We start from the raw sequence: 19,826 nt of genomic DNA, 5'->3' as shown, positions 1-19,826 counted from the left end.
TCCCCCTAAACCTTAAGCGGCTAATAATAACCACTTCAAGGTATTTTACAAACAAAGTATACTATTAATCATAGAGTAATAGTGTGGTATTACACTATTTAATATAATCTTAATTATTACTTGTTGTACTCGTTATTATTTAGCAATAACTATGGTTAAAGCGTCTTGATTTTAAAATTCAGCAACTGCCGGCTTGGATCAACCGGAAACAGTTTGAGTTTGCACCAATTTTCGGTGGATTCTTACCGCGCCAACTTTCAGTCGTGATGGTACTCGGATTCACCAGTATTAATAGGACAATATCTAAAGATAATCGATGATAACTTAAGTTTTAATTGCAGTGCCAGGTCAAAATATTCAATAAATAATTGTACCAAGTTAGGCGGCCATTTGAGTGGCTTACCAGTCACCAATGTTCACCTGCATTAGTGGCTGAAAAAATTCGGGCACTGGTAGACTAACGAATTGGCGTGAACACAAGCCAAAAAACACGATCACTAGCCAGTGACCGTGTTTTTATTTGATAATTCTGGAAATTAGTTGTTCGCGTCAGCGGCTGGTGTCATCCAATCAACAAATCGATTTGCATGTTCGGTAAAGAAATTTACGAGTCGCCCAGTTAAAAAGGCTGCAATGAGGGTACCTTCCCGAACCCCCGCTAAAGAATGAGTAAAGCTGAGTGCCAGGACTAGTGAAATGCCAATCAGAATGAAATCATTATAAACTTTGACTTTGGCAAACTTGAGTTGATGCATCAGTGCGATGGCGTTCGGAAGTCCTTCACCAGGCATGATAATGGCGTGTGAATTGACTTCTAAAAAGACACCTAACGATAAGAGCACCGTTCCCATTAAGACAAGTCCGAGTTGCTCGATGTATGTTTGATTAGGAAGACTATGGAAAAACCGCACAAAAGCATCGATGAACCAACCGAACAGGCTACCCGGAATTAATTGTAATAAGTTTTGCCAGGAGAACTGCCGGCGCAAAACGATGGCTTCTAGTAGAACTAAAATGAAAATAAAAGCAATTGTCAACTGGCCAATTGGAATTGCCGTAATATTGCTAATGACATTCGGAATACTTGAAATTGGGGACGTTCCTAATAAGGATAATTTAGAGAGTGCGACGCCAGCTGACATGCACAGGATACCAATTACGAGGACTCCAAAGTGTTTAATGAATTTTTTCAATGACGATTTCAATCTCTTTTCTCTTGTAAGGCGAGGTAAACTTGTTGTAATTGGTTCGTAAACACTTGCTCGTTGACTTCTGGATGAGCAGCGAAGAAGTCATGCCACCAGTCAATCAATGTTTTCTTAATGGCGATAGCAATTTGTTCACCAGCCGGTGTCAAGTTAATTCGTAGACTACGCTGATCGGCAGGATCACGAAACCGGATGACGAGTTGGCGTTGCTCAAGTTGACGAACAGTTCGAGCTAATAAACTAGGATCGAGCATCAGACTGGCAGCCAAGTCCTTTTGAGTTTGGGCCGGGTGATCGTAAACAACCAGTAATAAGTCACTTTCGGTCGCCCGAATGTTCAGCGCCTGTAGTTGGGTGTTGATGCTGTTTTTGGATTCGCGGTAAATACCCGCAATATATTTAGTTAGACTAAAATACTCGATAGTCAGCACTCCTTTTTTTATAAATAGTGGACAAGTCCATTATTTATAAAAAAAACGACCTTGTCAAGTCAGTCGTTTAATGGGTCACAGTTGTAAGTCATAGTTAATAGTGGATATGGACGGCCCTGATCATCAGTTGGTTGGCGATTAGTGACTTGGAAACCACGGTGTTCATAAAATTGACGCGCCCGTGGGTTTTGTTCATTCACTGTAAGCGTTGTGGCACCATAATCCTGAATACTAGTTTGCAGTAAGGCGGTTCCAATACCAGCGCCACTAGCGGCTGGGGCGATAAAAAGCATGGCTACTAGTGAACCATCAATACCGATGAAACCAGTTGGGGTATTTTGATCATCCACTGCAACGAGCAGTTGTGGAACGGTTCGTAATGCTGTGGGGACTTCGTGCTCAATGGTTGTGATTTCAGCGGGCGTTAGAAAGTGGTGACTGGCGTCGACGGACTGTCGCCAGAGTTGAGTTAATTGGCTAATCAATTGCGGTGTTCGCTCGGCAGGCGGGAAAGACTTAATTAACAATGGTCGACCTCCTTATTTTCGTTGTGATTGATTAAGTTTAACATAAGAGCCGGTGTCAGTGCCAAAACTAATTTAACGGTTGGAATGACCTTTGAATGTATTGAACTTTTGATGGACTAATCATTTTCCAACTGGAGAATGGCGGATTAAAGACATACATACGTAGGCGAGTAACAACTAAACGAAGTGAAATCACAGTTAATCAGCGACCACCCTCAGTTAGGAATGGCAGATCAATCGACATTGTATTGGCTGGCTCGTATACTAGCGAAAAGTGGATTGGATGTGTTGGAATGAAATTTGTAATTTTTGGCGGTGAATTACTGGTGTTAGCTGCCTGGCTCATTTATGGTCGAACACTGCCATTGAGTTTGCGTATCATTGGTGTTATTGGAATCGTTATCGTTTCGCAATTGGCACATTGGGTATTGAAAGCACGGTAACTAGCGTTATTAATTGTGATTCAAATGAGCTTTTGATGTAAATCCAGAAGCTCACTTTTTGTCTGGGTTATTTTCTAAAGAATTATGCTAACTTATCAATACTGTTGAAATAATGACATTTGTCACCTGATCATTATGACAAACGCGACTACTCGACCCGATTACGCTGGCGTACACTATAGTCATTAAAGGAGGCGGGGATAATGACACCGTTGATTGAAGCAACTAAGGTCGCATTTAGTTATGGTCAACAGTCAGTTTTGACTGATATTAATATGACGATCATGCCGGGCGAGATTGTTGGCTTGATTGGTGAAAATGGGGCCGGCAAAACGACGTTGTTAAATTTGTTATTAGGAATCAAACGAGTTCAGCAGGGCCATCTCAAGGTGTTCGGGCAAGCGGCCGGTAGCCTGGCGGCGCGATTAAAGATTGGGTCAATGATGCAGGGTGATATGGCAATTCAAGGCGTGACGGTGCGTGATATGTTAAGGCTAGCTGCGGCTCAACGTCTGCCTGAATTTGATTGGCAAGCATTATTAGCCACCTTGAAACTACAAGACATAGCCCAGCAACGCTTGACGGCGTTATCTGGAGGACAGTTACGACGAGTCACCTTTGCTTTGGCACTGGTAGGTGATCCCGATTTGTTATTTTTAGACGAGCCGACCGTTGGCATGGATACCAATGCGCAACAGACATTTTGGCAACAGATTAGGCGCTTGAAGGCCGCTGGTAAAACCATTATCATTACCAGTCATTACCTACCGGAGATTGAAGCCATCGCTGATCGAATTATGTTGCTGAAGGACGGGCGCTTTGTCTTTCAAGGCTCGTTTGCCGTGTTGCAAAAACAATATCAACAAGTGGAGATTCGTTGCCAAACGAGACTGCCAGCGGATCGGTTTACAAATTTAACGGCAGTAACTGCGGTTACTAAGCAAGGCGACGAACTACGCATGAGTAGTGAAGACGGTGACGCTACGCTGCAAGCGATGATGCCCATAATCAGTGAGTTGCATCAAGTCTCAATTAGTCGTGAATCATTGACGGATATTTTTGTTCATCTGACGAAGGGAGTCTCAGCATGAAAATTTTAATGGCTCAACTGAGATTTGATGCACGGCGTTTGATTATTCGAAACGCAGCGTTTCAGTTTTTTGCCTTGGTGATGCCAGCAGCTTTTTACTTGTTATTTACAAAAGTAATGGTTACCGGTGGCACAACGGCTCAAATCGCACTTTTTAATCGGTCTTATATGGGCAGTATGATCGTTTATAGTGGGACGATCAGTACGCTGTTCAGTATTGCCCAGATTCTAATGCATGATCGGGAACGGGGACTATTACGGTGGCTACGGTTAACGCCACACGGGGTAGTACCGTACTATCGTTCGATTGGCATGATGAGTTTGGGAATGAATGCGTTAACGGTCGTTATTTTAGGCGCGCTTGCGGTCGTTGTGAACCACGTTGATTTAACCGTGTTTCAATGGCTAGGGATACTTGGAATTGCCCTGATTGGTCAATTGCCGACATTGCTTATGGGCGTTGGACTCTCATTTTTGAATCGTGCCGAAACGTTGAGTGTCGCTAGTAATTTAATTACCTTTCCAATGGCCATTATTAGTGGTCTATGGTGGCCCATTAGCCTATTACCAAGCTGGCTACAGGTGATTGGTAAACGACTGCCAACATATTATGTGAACGATTTGTTGGTCAACTGGGGCACCCATGGTACACTAAAATTAATCGATTTGCTTGGTATCGGGCTGTGGGTGTGCGGCCTATTAGTGATTGTTAGTTGGGTGATTCAGCGGGTACTTAAACGGGGGAATGGCGTTGTTGACGCATCATAAAAATAAATTGAAGACGATTGAATGGACGAGCTACGTGTGGCTCGCCTATTTGCCGTATACAATTGCGGCTTATATACCCGTTAAATCTTGGCATGATTGGTTTTGGCTAATGTTAGTTGGTGGCTTTCTTGTATTGTACATCTTGGTTGTTGAGAAGCCGCATTGGCGTGCAGTGACGATGCCGGCGGAGTTAGTTGTGACGGGACTGTTTGCGGTATTTGCGGCTAACAATTTTATGATCATCTTTCCCGGCTGGCAAGTGAGCTTTTTACTTGGTCGTCGTCCTAAACGAGAATTTTATGGTTTTGCTTTAGGGTATTATGCCTTTTTAATTGGTGGCTGTATACGAGACTATTTACAATATCCTGGTGTGTTTGGGTGGCATAATGGTGACATGATGGGCTTAGTTTTTCCATTGTTATCACCCATACTCGCGTATACCTTTTCGCGGTCAGTTGAACGACAGCGCCAACTCAACCAAACTAACCGCCGATTAAAAACAATTGTGGAACGTAACGAGCGTGAACGAATCGCGCGTGACTTGCACGATACCCTTGGACAAAGCTTTTCAATGATTACACTCAAAACGGAATTAGCTAAAAAATTACTCGTCAAAGCACCGGAGAAAGTGGCACCAGAATTGGACGAAATCGAACAAACCAGTCGCCAAAATTTACAGTTAGTTCGCGAAATCGTCAATAATTTGCATGAACAATCGCTCACAGAAGTCCTATTGGCCCAAACTCGTAATCTAGCAGTGGTTGGTGTCTGGACGACGACCACTGGTGAGACACAGGCAACCAAGTGGCCGACAACGGTCCAAAGTTGTTTTGCGGCGGTGTTAGTTGAAGCCATGACCAATGTGATGCGCCACGCACACGCGCACGAGGTGCGGATTGATTTTGTCGAGACGGCAAAAATTTATCAGATTAAGCTGAAAGATGACGGTAAAGGTGGAACCTTGATGCGTCAGGGCGCCAACGGGATTGCCGGGATGCGAACCCGCTTGCAAGCTAAAAAGGGCACCTTTGCCATCACGAGTAGTCGGCGCGGCACCCAGTTGATTTTAACTTTACCAAAGGAGTAGTGAGCCAGCATGATAACTTTATACTTAGCAGAAGACCAAAGTATGTTGAATTCTGCCTTGACCCAATTACTGGAATTAGAAGATGATCTACACGTGGTGGGTAGCGCAGTAGACGGCATAAACGCCTGGCAGGAGTTGCAAGAATTGCAACCAGATGTCGCAATTCTGGATATCGAAATGCCAGGGATGACCGGCTTGGATGTTGCTGATCGATTGGCCGGTTCGCAGCTAGCCACGAAAGTAATTGTTTTGACGACCTTTGCGCAACGCCGTTATTTTGAACGAGCAGTTAAAGCCAATGTCGCGGGATATTTGTTAAAAGATAGTCCGAGTGATGACCTAATTGATGCAATTCGAGCTGTGATGACCGGCCGCACCATCTATGCGCCCGAGCTAGTCACGAATATGTTGTCAGCAGACAACAATCCATTGACCGAACGGGAACTAGCAGTTTTGGTCGAGGCTGAGAAGGGGTTACCCACGAAGACGATTGCGGCCAATTTATACTTGTCAGCGGGGACGACCCGCAATTACTTATCTGCTATTTTTAGTAAACTGGGGGTCCACAATCGATTAGAAGCGATTCACGTGGCGAAGGCTAACCAATGGTTGTAAAGCAAGCGCTGTTTAGACGAGGACTAAACCAGGTTTATTTCTATCAGTGCATATACAAATGATTTGGTGCGCGATATAATTAATTGAATGGTGGTTAATGTTGAGCCCGATTACTAATTACGTGGCAAATCTGAAAGAATGGAAGATCCGGTAAGATGAAAGTAATGATCATCGGTAGTACCCATGCTGGTACGGCAGCGGCACGCGAAATTTTAACACGTCATCCGGAGACGGCGGTGACGATTTACGAGCGGAATGATAACGTTGCGTTTGTTTCGAGTGGGATTTATTTGTATTTAACAGGTATCATCCGGCACTTGGAAGACATGTTTTATACGTCGCCAGCTGACTTGAAACAGTTAGGTGCTCAAATTAAGACTCACCATAATGTTTTACGAATTGATACGGCCCATAAAACGGTGCAGGTCGCCAATATGCAGACTGGTGAGGTCTTTGATGATACTTATGATAAGCTGATTATGGCAACTGGTTCATCAGTTGTTGTGCCACCAATTATGGGTATTGATCATGAGAAAGTATTACTTTGCAAAAACTACGCGCAGGCGGAACAACTTTACCAATCCCTACAGGCAAACCAACGCGTTGCAATTGTTGGGGCCGGATATATGGGGACCGAGTTAGCGGAAAGCTATGCTAGTATGGATCAACAAGTCATGTTATTTCATTCGCATTCACATATTTTGAATAATTATCTTGGTCCCAAGATGGCGGATGCTGCCATTAAACTCTTACAACATCACCAGGTCGATGTCCACCTAAATGAACGGGTGACTGGGTTCACGAGCGGTTCGAATGATCAGTTAGTCGTTGAGACCGCGCAAGGCGATTATGAGGTTGATCTGGCCGTCGTTTGTGCTGGCTTTATACCGAATACAGAGTTGTTGCGCGGACAGGTCGCCATGGACCGCCATGGGGCTATCTTGATCAATGATTATGTTCAAACCTCTGACCCGGATATTTATGCGGCTGGGGATGCCTGTGTGGTCAATTATAATCCCACGGGACAGCCGGCGTATACACCGTTGGCGACCAACGCATTGCGACAAGGGGCGCTAGCGGGCATCAATGTTTTCGGAGATTTACAGCCCTATATGGGAACGCAGGCTACTTCGGCCATGCAAATATTTGATCACACCATGGCCACGACTGGCTTAACCTATGTGGCAGCGCAAAAACGGAAGTTACCAGTACGACATGTTGTCTATCAAGGCGATTGGCGGCCAGCTTATATGCCGACTACGGCGAAAGTCACGATAGAATTAGTTTATAATTATCAAGATAGACAGCTTCTCGGCGCGCAGTTCTGGAGCCGCCACACATTGCTCAAGCCGCGAACACGATTTCAGTGATGATTCAAAATCAGAATACGATTGATGATTTGGCTTACGTGGATATGTTCTTTCAGCCGAATTTTAATCAACCGTTCAACTATTTAAACTTGGTGGGGCAACTAGCCGTCAAACAAGAATATCAGCGAGGCAATCAAACACCACGAATTACAGCTCGTGGTAACTGGTCGAATAGTAGTGATAAGCATTGACCTAACGTAAAGCAGCACAGGCGCATTAAATCACAGACTTGGGGTCATTGCCCAAGTCTGTTTTTATGCCATCCAAATGATGAAAGCACTGTTCGTCATCCCATAATTGGTGAAAAAGCTTGACTTACGCTGACAGGAACCCTGTATAATAGATTCCAGTCAAAAGTAGGAATCAGGACATGCAAGTAAAAGTGAAATGGCTGTCGGGGTTGCTAGTGGTTTTGCTAGTACTGGGGCTCAGTGGATGTATGGCACAACAACGCCGCATGAAGTATGTACAGTCAAATACGCCTACGTTATTTTTCCACGGTGGCGGTAGTAGTTATCACGCTGAGGAACATATGGTACAAGCGGCTGAAAATGCAGGGGTGACAACTAGCGTTATTCGGGCGATGGGGCTTAAAAAAGGGCGCTTCAAGAATTCGTAGTGGATTCTTGAAGCGCCCTTTTAAGGTTTTAATGCGTCGTTTGACAGTCAATATGGCGATTGGTCAATTGGCTGAGGCTGGAGCCGATACCGTATTAAGCTTCAGTGCCGACGTTGATGATGAGCTTGCCAGCACTATGGCTGTTTTCGCTATACCGGTGGGCGGCTTGGAGACCAGCTGTGCTAAACGGAAAGACTTGGTCGATGATGACTTGTAAGTGTCCTTTAACGGCGAGCTGCCCCAAGATGGCTAACTCCCGGCCGTTGGGTTGTAACCACCAGCTGGAGACAGTGGGGCCTTGGGACTTTTGAGCCGCCGTTGGTTGCCCGTCAATCGTCACGAGTCGGCCAGTGGGCTTTAAGATTGCCAAGCCCTCATCAATGGCGTCAATGGTATCAAAGACGGCATCGTAGTCTGTAAGGACATCTTGAATAGCCGTCGTGTGATAATCAATGACGTGGTCAGCGCCGATTTGTTTCAACAGCGCATGGTGGTTGGCGCTCGCAGTGGTCGCAACCTCGGCACCGAGGTACTTAGCAATCTGGATGGCATTTAAACCAACTCCGCCGGCACCGGCTTGAATTAAGACTTTCTCGTCAGCTTGAATCTTTAATTGGTCATGTATGACTTGGTAAGCAGTTAGCCCCGCTAACGGCAAGGCAGCGGCTTGTTCAAAGGACAGACTAGCTGGTTTTAGTGCTAACTTGTCTTCTTTGACTGCGGCATATTCAGCGTAGGTCCCGCGCCGGCCATCCGCATAAATGTCTGGGCGGGCAAAGACTTCATCACCAACCTTAAAGTTGGTCACGGCCGCGCCAGCCTCAATAATGGTCCCAGCGACGTCCCAACCAAGGACAACTGGCATTTGCCAGTCAAACATGCTCTTAAGCAACCCTTGACGAGCTTTCCAATCGATGGGGTTGATACTCGTTGCCTGAACAGCGACTAAGACCTCGTCCTGATCAATGCTGGGACGTTCGATAGTGGCCATCTGGAGTTCTTCCGGCCCACCGTACTGATTAATAATGACTGCTTTCATTTTAAATAATTCCTCCCTGAAACTGAATAACCTAGCTTAGCATTTTAGTTGTGCTCAATTCAATTATTTAGTTCGAACTAGCGTGAAATAGATGTGCGTCGTCTTCAGCAGCCATCAATTGGGAAGTGTGTTGTGGTTATTGGTGCAAGCTGAGTCGTTGCTGATGACAATACCGTCAGTCAGTAGGCACTGGTTGCTCCAGGTCTGTCGCCAGTTGCGTTAAAAAAGTCTTGGCGGCTTCCGACAAGCGTTGGCCCTTAGTCCAGACTAGGCTAGTGCGGGCAGTTATTCGAGGTGTTAGTGGGATGAAAATCAAATCGGATTGGTTCGTATTGATGATGCCATCAATCCCCAGCGCGTACCCGACGCCCGCAGAAACTAATAACGAGGCATTGTAGAGTAAATTATAAGTGGCGACGATGGTGAATTTGGGCGTGCTTTCACCATACCAATCCTGAAGTTGATTGATCGTGCCGTGTTGTGCAGAAACAATGATCTTTTGGCCTTCAAGATCAGCTAAGCTAATGTGATCATGGTCAGCTAGCGGCGAATGCCGCGGAACCAGTAATCCCCAGCGACTTTCTCCAGGCAGATGGATAAAGTTTAAGTCGTGTTTGTCAGTTGGTTCCGTGACGATTCCAAAGTCAAAGTTCCCGGTTTTGAGGTTGGTTCGAATCTGATTCGCGTTACTACTCGTCACGTTGATCCTGATTTTCGGATACTGTTGTTGTAGTTTCTTAATTGACTGAGCAATCGTCAAAAAACTGCGCATCTCGGCACTCCCTAATTCAATCGTGCCACTGATTTCTTTGGCTGTATTAATGTTGGCAAGCGTCTTATCGGCTAAGGCGATGATTTGGTTCGCCTGCGTGGCAAAGTATTCGCCACTACTCGTGAGACTGATATGACGGCCATTGCGTTCAAATAGGGTCACGCCCAGTTCATCCTCTAAATCCTTTAATTGTCGTGAAATTGTTGGCTGCGAGACGTGTAAGCGTTCAGCAGCCCGGCTGATATTTAACTCGGCGACCACTGCTTGAAAATAACGTAGAACTCGTAATTCCATCTAAAACACTTCTTTCTATTACAATTAAGTATAATTCCAGATACCATATAAGCATTCGACATGGTCACTGTCAAGCTTTAAGATGAAGCTTGAGGTTAGTGCAGAATAGTTGGTTTTCAGAGAACAACGTGTAAAGCATCAAGGTAGTGCACCATTTAACCGAAATGCTCTGAATTAAGCACCACTATTTTGCCGGAATGGAGGAATGTTAACGATGAACAAAAGTAATCAGCCCGTAGTGTCAACCACTGCAACCACGATACAGTGGTCCAGAGCACAGTTAGCCGCTTTTAGCACGGCGGATGATTTCCAAGTCTCCCCATTTTACAGTGATGGGCAGACATACGGGACGCCGACCTGGATTTGGTCGGTCGTGGTAGGGCAGCAACTATTTATCCGTGCTTGGAACGGTCCGCGCTCACGCTGGTATCGATCGGCCGTAACCCAAAGGGCTGGTCGGATTCACTTGGCCGAGAGCAATTATCTGGTGAATTTTGTGCCCATTTGTGATGAGCAGTTAAATAACCAGATTGACCAAGCTTATCGACAAAAATATGCCGGTAGTCCGTATTTAATGCCGATGTTGGCAAGTGGGCCGTGGCAGGCGACGGTCCAAGTGATGCCACGAATATCTAAGAAAGGTGAATAGAAATGACTAAAATAATGATTATTGGTGCTAATGGTGGGATTGCCAGGAAGCTGACGCAACGGTTATTAGCAGAAACTGACGATGAACTGGTATTGTTCTTACGTCGAGCGGAACGTTTAGCCCAGTATCGGGAGCAACCACGGGTCACGCTGATTGATGGCAACGTGCTTGATACGGATGAACTTGCCACAGCAATGGCACCGGTGGACATAGTCTATTCCAATGTTGGTGGGACTGATCTAGCAACCCAGACGAAGAGCATTTTGGCCGCAATGGCCCGAACTCAGCGGCAACGGTTGATCTTCATTAGCGCACTCGGCGCCCATCATGAGGTGCCAGGAAAATTTGGCGCGTGGAACGAACAAGCCATTGCCGATTTCCTACCCGGTTTTCGAGAAGCAGCGAGGTTGCTTAGTGCTTCCAAACTGGTTTATACGGAGATCCGACCAGCCTGGCTAACGGATGTTGCCGAAATTGATTATGAATTGACGACTGGCGCAGAACCTTTTAAAGGAACTGAGGTATCACGAGCAAGTGTTGCCGATTTAGTCTTTAAATTAATGGCGCATCCTGAAAATTATCAGCGTGTCAGTTTAGGGGTCGATAAACCTGGTACGGTGGGTGACCGGCCTAGTTGGTTGTAATTCCTGTCATGAGCCTTGATTGAATGCTAAAATAGGCGTTAACGCTCAGACGACAACGCCTTCCGATGCGAGGTAGCACAAATTTAAATGACGAACTAACAGTGAATAGATTATTAAATAGAATTCAGGGGAAAGTTATTGAAAAGAATACGATTATGGGGGCTGATAGCAGGCCTGTTGCTATTATTAGTTGGTTGTGGTCGTGCAGAGACGACCGGGGTGACTAAACCGGTTACGACTCAGGGGCATCGCTACATTCCAACACTGTTTTTCCATGGGTGGGGCAGTAGTTACCATGCTGAGACGCACATGGCAGATGCCATCGTTAAAGCCGGCAAAACACAAACTATTGTACGCGCAATGGTTGCTAAAAACGGGACGGTGACTTTGAAAGGCCACTTTAGATCAGGTGATTATCGACCAATTGTCGAAGTGAACTTTGCTAATAACCGGTCTTCAGATTATCCAACCGTGGGCCGCTGGGCAAAAAATGTGGTGGTGGCGCTCCAACGAACTTATGGCATCACGTCGTTTAACATGGTTGGTCATTCCATGGGTAATATGGCGATTACCTATTATCTATTGGCGAATGCGCAAAATGAGCGGTTGCCGCAGCTTAGGCAACAAGTCGCAATTGCTGGACATTTCAATGGTATTTTAGGCATGGACGACAGCCCTAACCAGATGACGTTGAATGCTGCGGGACGACCGAATAAATTGCGACCGGCCTACCGCCAGTTATTAGGATTGCGGCGGGTTTATCCACGTCAGCAAGTACGAGTCCTTAATATTTATGGCGATAAGGGCGATGGGACGCATTCGGATGGGTCCGTCAGTAACGCTTCATCACGCTCTTTACGGTACTTAGTTGCGGCGCGTGCGCGTTCTTATCGCGAGGTTAAGATTACTGGGAAACATGCGCAACACAGCCAGTTACATGAAAATGCGCAGGTCGACCGGTTACTGATTGATTTTTTATGGCCCACACATTAAAGTGGGGCAGTCTGATGGACAGGCACTGGCGAGTTCGCATTTTTAAAATTGACGTTAAAGAAACTGGGGTAGTCAGCTGACGTTTGTCAGTGATTAGCCTAGTTTTTTGGTTGCTACCAACTTGTAATGACGGGGTATTCGCGCTTAAATAGATAAAGACTGATTACTGGTAACGGTGTTGGTCGTTTGCTAGCGCGATCAGAGTGGCTGATTATAGTAGGCTATTGATAGTAGTCGCGCGTCCAATCGATTGTATGACTAATGAGGGTCGAACAAACCAGGTCATTATGGTGACCAAGCAACGGATTATTGGAGTGGGGGGTAGTGGCGGATGTTTAGTTATGAGCAGCTCGAAAAATATAATGAAACTGATGTGGAAATTTACAGGTACGTTATTAATAATATGGATAGGGTCGGCTACATGAGCATTCGTGAGTTAGCTCACGAGTTGCACGTGTCGACCTCGACGATTTTGCGTTTTTGTCTTAAAAATGGGTTCGAAGGTTATCGTGATTTTAAACGGGCTCTTAAAAGTGAACAACAACAGTTGTCCACCTACGAGCCCAAGAGCGACGTCAGTGAGCTAGCACACTTTTTTGCAAAAACTAATTCTAGCGCGTATGAACGTAAGTTGATGCCAGCGCTCACGTATTTGCGTCGAGCCACGCTGGTTATTTTTGTCGGCATTGGTTCCTCAGGAAGTTTGGCCCGCTATGCCGCGCGCTGTTTTACCAACGCTGGTAAGGTTGCGTTTGGACTTGAGGATAGTAATTATCCAGTGAATACTTTTGAGATTCACGATACGGTCGTTTTTGCGTTATCTGAGAGTGGCGAAACCCCAGAACTAATTGCACTTGTTCAGCATTTTCAACAACGCCGGTGCGCAGTCTTAAGCATTACTAACCAGTCCCAATCCACGCTAGCGAAGCTTTCCGATTGGAATTTTTCATATCAATTGGCTCACCAGAGAATTAATGGTAATTATAATATAACGACCCAGGTCCCCGTGGTCTATGTGATTGAGACCTTAGCGAAACGACTATAACTAAAGAAACGAATCGTGACTTGAATAGTAACGATTCGTTTTTTAAGCTTGGAAGTGAAAGGGTGCTTAATGATGGATGAACGACAGCGGAGTTTGAGCGGTCAGACCTATGATGCACACGCACCAGTATTTTTAGAGCTAAAACGGCGTACACGGCAACTTTTAAGCCAGTATAACCAGCTCGCCTATGACCAAAAAAGTGAGAAACGTACGATATTGCAGGCTATGTTTGCCAAGATTGGATCGAATGTTTCGGTGGGGAGCCCATTTATTTGTGACTACGGGTGTAATATTTCGATTGGTCAGAATGTTTCAATCAATATGAACTGTACCTTGATCGACTGTAATCGGATTACCATTGGCAATAATGTCTTGATTGCCTCAAATGTTCAAATTTATACGGCTACCCATCCGGTCGAACTGCATGAACGTTTACGTGCGGACTGGCAGCCAGATAGTGATCAGTATTTTTGCCAGACGTTAGCGCGGCCAGTCACAATCGAGGATGGCTGTTGGATTGGCGGTGGCGTGATTATTATTCCCGGCGTGACAATTGGTCGGGGATCCGTGATTGGTGCCGGTAGTGTGGTCGTCAAAGACATTCCAGCTAATTCGTTGGCGGTAGGCAATCCTTGTCGTGTGATTCGGCAGATTAATCAAGGTGAACCGCATGCTTAAGATGATCGCCTTTGACTTTGACGGCACGCTCGCGCCGACGATTCCAATGGTGATTGACGTCTTTCGTCGTAGCGTTGCACCGTACGTTGAGCACGAACTGACCAAGCAAGCTATCGTCCAGACGTTTGGGCTAAATGAGGTTGGGATGGTCAAAGCAGTGGCTGGTCAACGGTGGCCGGTCGCTTTGGCCGCCTTTTATCAAGAATACGCTCGCGCACATTTACGGGTGTCAGCACCGTATCCGGGAATCGTCACACTTTTAGAACTGTTGCAGCAGCAAGGGATGGCGCTAGCTCTGATTACGGGTAAGGCGGCTAAGAGTTGTCAAATTTCCTTGGACGTGACTGGCCTGACGTCCTATTTCCCCACGCGGTTGTATGGTTCTGAGTGTCGACCTAATAAAGCTGACAATCTGCGACAATTGATGCGCACTAAGTCGTTAGACGCCGCGGAACTCTTGTACGTTGGCGATACTCGCTCAGATTTTGAAGCAGCTGATACGGCCGGGGTGCAATGTTTGACGGCGGCGTGGGATCCTAATCAGCCAATTGTTGAAGCCAGCGATCAGATCGTGTTTACTTCGCTCGAGCAGTTGTGGGTCTACTTGCAACGGCGACTTGGTCATGGATTGGTGCGGCCAATGAGCCACAAACCACGGTGAAAAAACAAGCTTTTTAGTGTCAACAGATAAAGTTATGACACGGCGTATGCTAAATGAGGGTCGGTATTGAGTGATATGGTGAGAAATTGCTTGCCGGGTCTTGCCCAATCCGCCATACCGCAGTATGGTTAGGACAAACGAGTTAACGGGAGTGACAATATGGACTGGGAAGACTATTTTCCAACGGCAATCGCTGAACGTGGGTACGATTATTACTTACAGGGGTATGTCACTGATTTAAAACGGACCAAAACACAAATTACGGCAATGGTTACGGGCACGCAGGACTATGGCGTGGTGATTGATCTCGCTAATGGTGACTTTCACGGTGGCGCGTGTGAGTGTCCGTATGACAATAGTCATCCGTACTGCAAGCACATGGCGGCCGTTTTGTACCAAGCGATGGCGGCTGATAAACCTGCCAGTCAACAGCAAGTTTCCAAAGCACCAACTAGTTTCGACAGTCTTGAACAGACTGCCACTAAGCTGGTTGAGCGGGCTACTGATCGGCAAGTCCGGGACTTTTTGAGTGTGGTGTTGGCCCATGACAAGCATCTCGTCCAGCTGTTCCGGACGGTCATGGGTGAGACTAATGTTGTGACAGATTTACCTGAATATCTCGCGAGTGTTGATGATTTATTTGACACAAACGCGGATGGCGGTGGTTTTATCGATTATGACGCGGCGACGGACTTCGGTGATGAGGCCTTAACTCTCCTAAAAGAAGAGGTGCAACCGTTGGTCGATCACGGCGAGTATGGTTTGGTATTTCAAATCTTAGCGCATCTGATGCTTAAAATCGACCACGTCGACATTGATGATTCCGATGGTGAGATCATGATGATCATGAGTGCTAGTGACGACTTGTGGGAAGCTGTCTTAACAAAAGCCGACGCGGATGTGCAGCAGCAGGTGTTTGATTGGTTATGCAAACAATTAACGAAGTCGTTGAATATTATTGAAGATACGCTTGACGATTTATTATTCACATATTTCAAGACGCCAGCGTTTATTGATGCAAAGCTGGTGTATACCGCTAAGCGGTTCCGTGCGGTGCAAAAACACCCGGATCTCTGGGACTATGACTGGCAGATAAAAAAATGGCTAAAGCACTATTTACAAATGATGTCTGCGGCTCATGTGCCTGATAAGCAAATTATTAAATTTTGTGGCGCTAACTTGGCGATACCGCAAGTTCGCTTGTTTTATAGCCAGTTCTGTCTTCAACATCAAGATGAGGCGCACGCGGTCCAATTGCTAAAGGATGGTAAAAAGTTGGTCACGGACGATCCCAGCATGTTAGCGAAACTTAGTCGCCAACTAAAGGACGCTTATCAGCAATTAGGTGAACAGCAACTGTATCGTCAGGAATTATGGCAATTGCTGACTGAATATGCGCCAGCGGAGGAGATGCTATTTTCAGAGTTGAAGCAGAGTTACCCGACCACGGATTGGCCGGCGGTTCGCGAGCAACTGTTGACAGCGATCGCGAAGAATTGAAACCACTGTACGTGCAAGAAAACTTATTGAACCCGCTATTAAAAGCGGTCGTGGCCGCAGACGGACTCTGGGATTTACGGATCTATGAGCCGTTATTGAAACCACGTTTTTCAGATCTGCTATTAGCGAAATATGATCATGAAGTGCGGAAAATGGCTACTACTACTGGAACTCGGCGAAAGTATCAACAATTAGTTGGCATATTGAAACGGATGCTTGCTTACCCGGCTGGTAAATCGACCGTGCAGGCGATTGTACATGATTGGCAGCAACAATATCCGCGGCGTTCAGCAATGATGGATGAGCTTTCGCGGCTAAACTGGTAATTGATCGTTAGTTGGCGCAGCAATCGCGAACAGAGTTAAGTCGCATCGCTAAGTTTAGGATCGGTTCCTACCCCAAACTTAGCGGTGCTTTTTTCATAGCCAACTGCGGGCATAATAAATTGTCTTTGGGCCTTGGTCATCCTGGCCAAGATAAAATGGTAGGACATTAGTTTATTTCAAAGTTATTAATAGCTATCCGTACTCAGGGCTGACCGGTGGCTGTCATTGACCCTGTTATTCAAAATAAGGCTAATCAGTCATCGAATCACAATTAAGTTTAAATAATGACCGAATTATCATCTTGGAACCGGTATAATAAGCCTTAAGCGACCGAACTGATTAACCATAGGGTGTGGATATGCGCTGTTGGCGTCATTTGTGGTTCGGCCGTTGCTACGAATAAATTAGCGAGTGATGTGAGGACGTGATCAGTAATGAATATTTTGATTATTGGAACGGGTAAATTGGGGTATGAAGTGTATCGTCGAGTGGCCGTGATGCCGCAGCACCACGTGACTTTGTTGGATCATCACCGACATGAGCATGATGTCTCGTTAGCCACGCAGTTAATCGGGGATGCGAGCAATGTTGATGATTTAAAACGTGCGCTGCGAGGGATTGACGTCGTATTCTCAACGGTGGGCATTACCCACGCGGCGCAGTTTGCCACGGCATTGGTGCAAGCGATGGATGCAGTTGGGGTCAAACGGCTATTTTGGACGACCCAGTTTCAAATCAACTATGATCAGATTTCAGAAGCAATGTACACCTTAGCCCACCGCGAGTTTGGGTTTAGTCGTGAAGTTGAGACGACCTATGTGGCGGGGCAAAAGGCCGGGGCCGCAGTCATCAGGAATAGTGATTTGGACTATACATTGCTAGCCTGTCATTTTTTCAAGTACAATGATGAAGCGGATCAATTAATTGTTGAACCAGCTGGAAATGCTGTTAGCGGTGGGCCACTTAGTCTATTCTCATTGGCGACATTGATCACCGATATGTTGGAACATCCACAAGATTATCCGCAACGTGAGCTCATGATCTCAGCTCGGCCAGGCGAAAAGTAACATCAGTTCTGGCTGATCAACTTTAATTGACAACAGTAGTACTCATAAAATATAAGTTTTGATGGCGATAGCTAAGTTGCACCAACGGGTAACTGGGCTATCGCCATTTTTGTGCTAAGTTTCAAAACTTACGACTGTTACCAGTGTACTAATGTAAATTGGTTCTATTTTTCTGAGCCAGACGGTACAATATTTGTAAATTCATCAAAAGATTGAGGAGATGGGAGCAATGTCACAATGGCAACAAGATTGGGCTTACCAAAAGTACTGGGTCATGGCACACTCACAGCAGCATTATAATGCCATCCGACAATTAGCTCGGCACAATGATTGGTCAGCTGCAAAACAGGAACGCTACCAACAATTATTAGCAGAAGCCGAACAAATTACGCCAACTAAAGCCACGTTGACAACGGCTTATCAGCACGTCTGGGGCTATTTTAAAAAGCAGTGTACGCTGGCCGAGAAGCAACGTTACTTGAATTTACTAACGAATTTAACCCCGGCACACGATCAGCTTGGGCCGTTCTTGTGGCAGTTGACGGTGAAGTACGAAGTGGCTTATTTGCTGGCGTCACGCTTGCTGCGCGCGTTTGATCAGCATGAAAATCAACGGTGATTCGTATAACATTTATATTATTTAAACAATAATAAATATGAAAAAACAATGAATTTTTTACGATTACTTCGTTCAGGTCTTTACAAAGTTATGAATAACCTGATACAATAATAAACAAGTTATAATTATCATAATAAAAACACTAATCAAGGAGGCGAAATAATTATGATTAAATTGTTTACGCAAGCAGGATGTAACTCATCGCGAAAGGCCCGCCAATGGTTCCGGGATCATGATATTGCATTTGAGGAGAAGAACTTTAGTAGCGCAGCCCCTACTGTTAGTGAGTTAAAACAAATTCTGTGCCTAACTGAGAATGGATTGGAAGATATTATTTCTACCCGTTCACAAAGTTATCCCGCAATTGCTGATAAGCTGCCAGATATGTCATTCAATGAGACGCTCCGGCTGTTATGCGAACAACCCCAGTTGTTGCGGCGGCCAATTATTGTTGGTCGTAATAAATTGCAAGTAGGCTTTAATGATGATGATATTCGCCAATTCATTCCCCGGCATATTCGGCGACTGAATTTTCAACAAACCTTAGTTGGATTGGTGGATATGTAATGATAGGGGACTTAAAGTCCACCATATTGTGAAAATGGTAATTACTAGGTTGATGTAAATTAATGTTAATCCGACGCTCTTTTTCATAATTGTTGATGCCAATAGCGGCCTAACTTGATTGAAAGACGTCATAAAGAAACAAAAACATCCCGGCTAGCAGACAGGCTAGTCGGGATGTTTTTGGCGCTTCAGCAGTCATTTAGTCGACTGTGATGGTAGTGGAAGATGCCATTAGCTGTGCCAACTGTTCTTCGGTTGTCCGGTTTTGGGACAACGGTGGCAAGTTGTCGAGCGTAAAGTAGGCTGTTTGGGCGACCTCAATGTTAGGCTCAAATTGGCCATCAGTAATTTCACAAGCAAAGACCAATTTATAATACTGAAATGGTTGGGGAATATCGACACGTAGAGCAGTATCAAAAACGGTGATGAGCCCCTGAACCGCGACGTGACGGCCAGTCTCTTCCCACACCTCGCGTTGCACATTTTCAGTCGGCGTGTAGCCCACGTCAGCAAAGCCGCCTGGTAAGGCCCATAGTTTCGTTTTAATATCTTGAACGAGTAGTAGCTGATTACCATGGCGTATCAAGCCGCGAACGTCGATTTTGGGGGTAATGTAGCCAGAGTCCTGAGTTAGAGCAGCCGTCAGGTCAGCAGTGGCGACGTTGGCAGCGGCGGCCATTTGTTGAATCAATAAGGTTTGTAACTTTTGATAGCGATCTTTGTCGAACGGGTCAGTCGTGTAGGCTAATCCGCTTTGAATCAGGGCTAACATTGCTCGTTGAGTAGTTAATAGTGAAGATGGCATGTTAATGAT

The 19,826-nt window shown here is 45.7% G+C and carries 23 protein-coding genes and 1 pseudogene; 18 read left to right on the top strand and 6 right to left on the bottom strand.

The window, feature by feature from the left end; all coding sequences use genetic code 11:
* Positions 1-536: 536 nt before the first annotated feature.
* From MZO41_RS08385 to MZO41_RS08375, 3 genes are read right to left on the bottom strand one after another with little or no spacing between them, the layout of a single operon-like run.
* Positions 537-1,205, bottom strand: a complete 669-nt coding sequence (locus MZO41_RS08385; RefSeq protein ID WP_003644467.1) for a YczE/YyaS/YitT family protein — start codon at positions 1,203-1,205, stop codon at positions 537-539.
* Positions 1,202-1,639: a MarR family winged helix-turn-helix transcriptional regulator gene (locus MZO41_RS08380; RefSeq protein ID WP_003644466.1), complete on the bottom strand. Its 438-nt coding sequence runs from the start codon at positions 1,637-1,639 to the stop codon at positions 1,202-1,204. Before MZO41_RS08380 ends, MZO41_RS08385 begins: the two co-directional genes overlap by 4 nt.
* 59 nt (positions 1,640-1,698) lie before the next feature.
* A complete protein-coding gene (locus MZO41_RS08375) occupies positions 1,699-2,166 on the bottom strand; it encodes a GNAT family N-acetyltransferase (protein ID WP_003640658.1) in 468 nt (155 codons plus the stop codon).
* Between the two features lie 293 nt (positions 2,167-2,459).
* Here MZO41_RS08375 and MZO41_RS08370 point away from each other — a divergent pair, with 293 nt between their 5' ends.
* The 7 genes and pseudogenes from MZO41_RS08370 to MZO41_RS08340 all read left to right on the top strand — a co-directional run bounded on the left by MZO41_RS08370 (position 2,460) and on the right by MZO41_RS08340 (position 8,158).
* Positions 2,460-2,609, top strand: a complete 150-nt coding sequence (locus tag MZO41_RS08370; protein ID WP_003640657.1) for a hypothetical protein — start codon at positions 2,460-2,462, stop codon at positions 2,607-2,609.
* Positions 2,610-2,812: 203 nt separating this feature from the next.
* A complete protein-coding gene (locus MZO41_RS08365) occupies positions 2,813-3,700 on the top strand; it encodes an ABC transporter ATP-binding protein (RefSeq protein WP_003640656.1) in 888 nt (295 codons plus the stop codon).
* On the top strand, positions 3,697-4,467 hold the full coding sequence (locus MZO41_RS08360; RefSeq protein ID WP_003644463.1) for an ABC transporter permease: 771 nt from the start codon (positions 3,697-3,699) through the stop codon (positions 4,465-4,467). The genes MZO41_RS08365 and MZO41_RS08360 overlap by 4 nt, the downstream gene beginning before the upstream one ends.
* Positions 4,445-5,554 (top strand): sensor histidine kinase, encoded by a 1,110-nt coding sequence (locus MZO41_RS08355; RefSeq protein ID WP_049787991.1) that lies wholly within the window; start codon positions 4,445-4,447, stop codon positions 5,552-5,554. Before MZO41_RS08360 ends, MZO41_RS08355 begins: the two co-directional genes overlap by 23 nt.
* A 9-nt stretch (positions 5,555-5,563) precedes the next feature.
* A complete protein-coding gene (locus MZO41_RS08350) occupies positions 5,564-6,169 on the top strand; it encodes a response regulator transcription factor (protein WP_013355594.1) in 606 nt (201 codons plus the stop codon).
* A 155-nt stretch (positions 6,170-6,324) separates the two neighbouring features.
* A pseudogene (locus MZO41_RS08345) lies at positions 6,325-7,730 on the top strand (FAD-dependent oxidoreductase).
* A gap of 179 nt (positions 7,731-7,909) precedes the next feature.
* A complete protein-coding gene (locus tag MZO41_RS08340; RefSeq protein ID WP_022637978.1) occupies positions 7,910-8,158 on the top strand; it encodes an alpha/beta hydrolase in 249 nt (82 codons plus the stop codon).
* Positions 8,159-8,252: 94 nt separating this feature from the next.
* Here the strand turns inward: MZO41_RS08340 and MZO41_RS08335 are convergent, their stop codons facing one another.
* Both MZO41_RS08335 and MZO41_RS08330 read right to left on the bottom strand, forming a co-directional pair.
* Positions 8,253-9,197: an NADP-dependent oxidoreductase gene (locus MZO41_RS08335; protein ID WP_013355591.1), complete on the bottom strand. Its 945-nt coding sequence runs from the start codon at positions 9,195-9,197 to the stop codon at positions 8,253-8,255.
* A gap of 175 nt (positions 9,198-9,372) precedes the next feature.
* A complete protein-coding gene (locus MZO41_RS08330) occupies positions 9,373-10,263 on the bottom strand; it encodes a LysR family transcriptional regulator (RefSeq protein WP_013355590.1) in 891 nt (296 codons plus the stop codon).
* Positions 10,264-10,477: 214 nt separating this feature from the next.
* Between MZO41_RS08330 and MZO41_RS08325 the strand changes: the two genes are divergently transcribed.
* From MZO41_RS08325 to MZO41_RS08275, 11 genes are all read left to right on the top strand, one after another.
* Entirely contained in the window at positions 10,478-10,912 is a 435-nt protein-coding gene (locus MZO41_RS08325; protein ID WP_013355589.1) for a DUF2255 family protein, read from the top strand.
* A 2-nt stretch (positions 10,913-10,914) separates the two neighbouring features.
* Positions 10,915-11,556 (top strand): NAD(P)H-binding protein, encoded by a 642-nt coding sequence (locus MZO41_RS08320; protein WP_013355588.1) that lies wholly within the window; start codon positions 10,915-10,917, stop codon positions 11,554-11,556.
* Positions 11,557-11,694: 138 nt separating this feature from the next.
* On the top strand, positions 11,695-12,549 hold the full coding sequence (locus MZO41_RS08315; RefSeq protein ID WP_013355587.1) for an alpha/beta hydrolase: 855 nt from the start codon (positions 11,695-11,697) through the stop codon (positions 12,547-12,549).
* A 331-nt stretch (positions 12,550-12,880) separates the two neighbouring features.
* Entirely contained in the window at positions 12,881-13,594 is a 714-nt protein-coding gene (locus tag MZO41_RS08310; RefSeq protein WP_013355586.1) for a MurR/RpiR family transcriptional regulator, read from the top strand.
* A gap of 69 nt (positions 13,595-13,663) precedes the next feature.
* Positions 13,664-14,272: a sugar O-acetyltransferase gene (locus tag MZO41_RS08305; RefSeq protein WP_003640644.1), complete on the top strand. Its 609-nt coding sequence runs from the start codon at positions 13,664-13,666 to the stop codon at positions 14,270-14,272.
* On the top strand, positions 14,265-14,933 hold the full coding sequence (locus tag MZO41_RS08300; protein ID WP_013355585.1) for an HAD family hydrolase: 669 nt from the start codon (positions 14,265-14,267) through the stop codon (positions 14,931-14,933). Before MZO41_RS08305 ends, MZO41_RS08300 begins: the two co-directional genes overlap by 8 nt.
* 159 nt (positions 14,934-15,092) lie before the next feature.
* The gene (locus MZO41_RS08295) at positions 15,093-16,433 is read left to right on the top strand and encodes an SWIM zinc finger family protein (RefSeq protein WP_252129671.1); all 1,341 of its coding nucleotides are present in this window, start codon (positions 15,093-15,095) and stop codon (positions 16,431-16,433) included.
* A gap of 11 nt (positions 16,434-16,444) precedes the next feature.
* Positions 16,445-16,759 carry a hypothetical protein gene (locus MZO41_RS08290; protein ID WP_252129670.1) on the top strand — a complete coding sequence of 105 codons (315 nt, stop codon included), beginning with the start codon at positions 16,445-16,447 and terminating at the stop codon, positions 16,757-16,759.
* 434 nt (positions 16,760-17,193) lie between these two features.
* Positions 17,194-17,826, top strand: a complete 633-nt coding sequence (locus MZO41_RS08285; protein WP_013355583.1) for an SDR family oxidoreductase — start codon at positions 17,194-17,196, stop codon at positions 17,824-17,826.
* A gap of 229 nt (positions 17,827-18,055) precedes the next feature.
* A complete protein-coding gene (locus MZO41_RS08280) occupies positions 18,056-18,445 on the top strand; it encodes a YbgA family protein (protein ID WP_003644450.1) in 390 nt (129 codons plus the stop codon).
* A gap of 165 nt (positions 18,446-18,610) precedes the next feature.
* Positions 18,611-19,012, top strand: a complete 402-nt coding sequence (locus MZO41_RS08275; protein ID WP_003640632.1) for a Spx/MgsR family RNA polymerase-binding regulatory protein — start codon at positions 18,611-18,613, stop codon at positions 19,010-19,012.
* A gap of 199 nt (positions 19,013-19,211) precedes the next feature.
* Here the strand turns inward: MZO41_RS08275 and MZO41_RS08270 are convergent, their stop codons facing one another.
* A complete protein-coding gene (locus MZO41_RS08270; protein WP_003640631.1) occupies positions 19,212-19,817 on the bottom strand; it encodes an NUDIX hydrolase N-terminal domain-containing protein in 606 nt (201 codons plus the stop codon).
* Between the last annotated feature and the right edge of the window lie 9 nt (positions 19,818-19,826).

The organism is Lactiplantibacillus sp. C232 (assembly GCF_023806725.1).
GTDB lineage: Bacteria > Bacillota > Bacilli > Lactobacillales > Lactobacillaceae > Lactiplantibacillus > Lactiplantibacillus plantarum.
The sequence above is the reverse complement of the archived record's forward strand: the minus strand, read 5'-3'. Positions and strand labels throughout refer to the sequence as shown.

What these genes read in the sequence shown, in the direction of transcription:
- MZO41_RS08270 (WP_003640631.1), bottom strand. Translation starts at nt 19,817, where the DNA reads ATGCCATCTTCACTATTAACTACTCAACGAGCAATGTTAGCCCTGATT.
- MZO41_RS08300 (WP_013355585.1), top strand. Translation starts at nt 14,265, where the DNA reads ATGCTTAAGATGATCGCCTTTGACTTTGACGGCACGCTCGCGCCGACG.
- MZO41_RS08360 (WP_003644463.1), top strand. Translation starts at nt 3,697, where the DNA reads ATGAAAATTTTAATGGCTCAACTGAGATTTGATGCACGGCGTTTGATT.
- MZO41_RS08335 (WP_013355591.1), bottom strand. Translation starts at nt 9,197, where the DNA reads ATGAAAGCAGTCATTATTAATCAGTACGGTGGGCCGGAAGAACTCCAG.
- MZO41_RS08295 (WP_252129671.1), top strand. Translation starts at nt 15,093, where the DNA reads ATGGACTGGGAAGACTATTTTCCAACGGCAATCGCTGAACGTGGGTAC.
- MZO41_RS08365 (WP_003640656.1), top strand. Translation starts at nt 2,813, where the DNA reads ATGACACCGTTGATTGAAGCAACTAAGGTCGCATTTAGTTATGGTCAA.
- MZO41_RS08330 (WP_013355590.1), bottom strand. Translation starts at nt 10,263, where the DNA reads ATGGAATTACGAGTTCTACGTTATTTTCAAGCAGTGGTCGCCGAGTTA.
- MZO41_RS08310 (WP_013355586.1), top strand. Translation starts at nt 12,881, where the DNA reads ATGTTTAGTTATGAGCAGCTCGAAAAATATAATGAAACTGATGTGGAA.
- MZO41_RS08340 (WP_022637978.1), top strand. Translation starts at nt 7,910, where the DNA reads ATGCAAGTAAAAGTGAAATGGCTGTCGGGGTTGCTAGTGGTTTTGCTA.
- MZO41_RS08350 (WP_013355594.1), top strand. Translation starts at nt 5,564, where the DNA reads ATGATAACTTTATACTTAGCAGAAGACCAAAGTATGTTGAATTCTGCC.
- MZO41_RS08275 (WP_003640632.1), top strand. Translation starts at nt 18,611, where the DNA reads ATGATTAAATTGTTTACGCAAGCAGGATGTAACTCATCGCGAAAGGCC.
- MZO41_RS08355 (WP_049787991.1), top strand. Translation starts at nt 4,445, where the DNA reads ATGGCGTTGTTGACGCATCATAAAAATAAATTGAAGACGATTGAATGG.
- MZO41_RS08370 (WP_003640657.1), top strand. Translation starts at nt 2,460, where the DNA reads ATGAAATTTGTAATTTTTGGCGGTGAATTACTGGTGTTAGCTGCCTGG.
- MZO41_RS08305 (WP_003640644.1), top strand. Translation starts at nt 13,664, where the DNA reads ATGATGGATGAACGACAGCGGAGTTTGAGCGGTCAGACCTATGATGCA.
- MZO41_RS08320 (WP_013355588.1), top strand. Translation starts at nt 10,915, where the DNA reads ATGACTAAAATAATGATTATTGGTGCTAATGGTGGGATTGCCAGGAAG.
- MZO41_RS08280 (WP_003644450.1), top strand. Translation starts at nt 18,056, where the DNA reads ATGTCACAATGGCAACAAGATTGGGCTTACCAAAAGTACTGGGTCATG.
- MZO41_RS08325 (WP_013355589.1), top strand. Translation starts at nt 10,478, where the DNA reads ATGAACAAAAGTAATCAGCCCGTAGTGTCAACCACTGCAACCACGATA.
- MZO41_RS08285 (WP_013355583.1), top strand. Translation starts at nt 17,194, where the DNA reads ATGAATATTTTGATTATTGGAACGGGTAAATTGGGGTATGAAGTGTAT.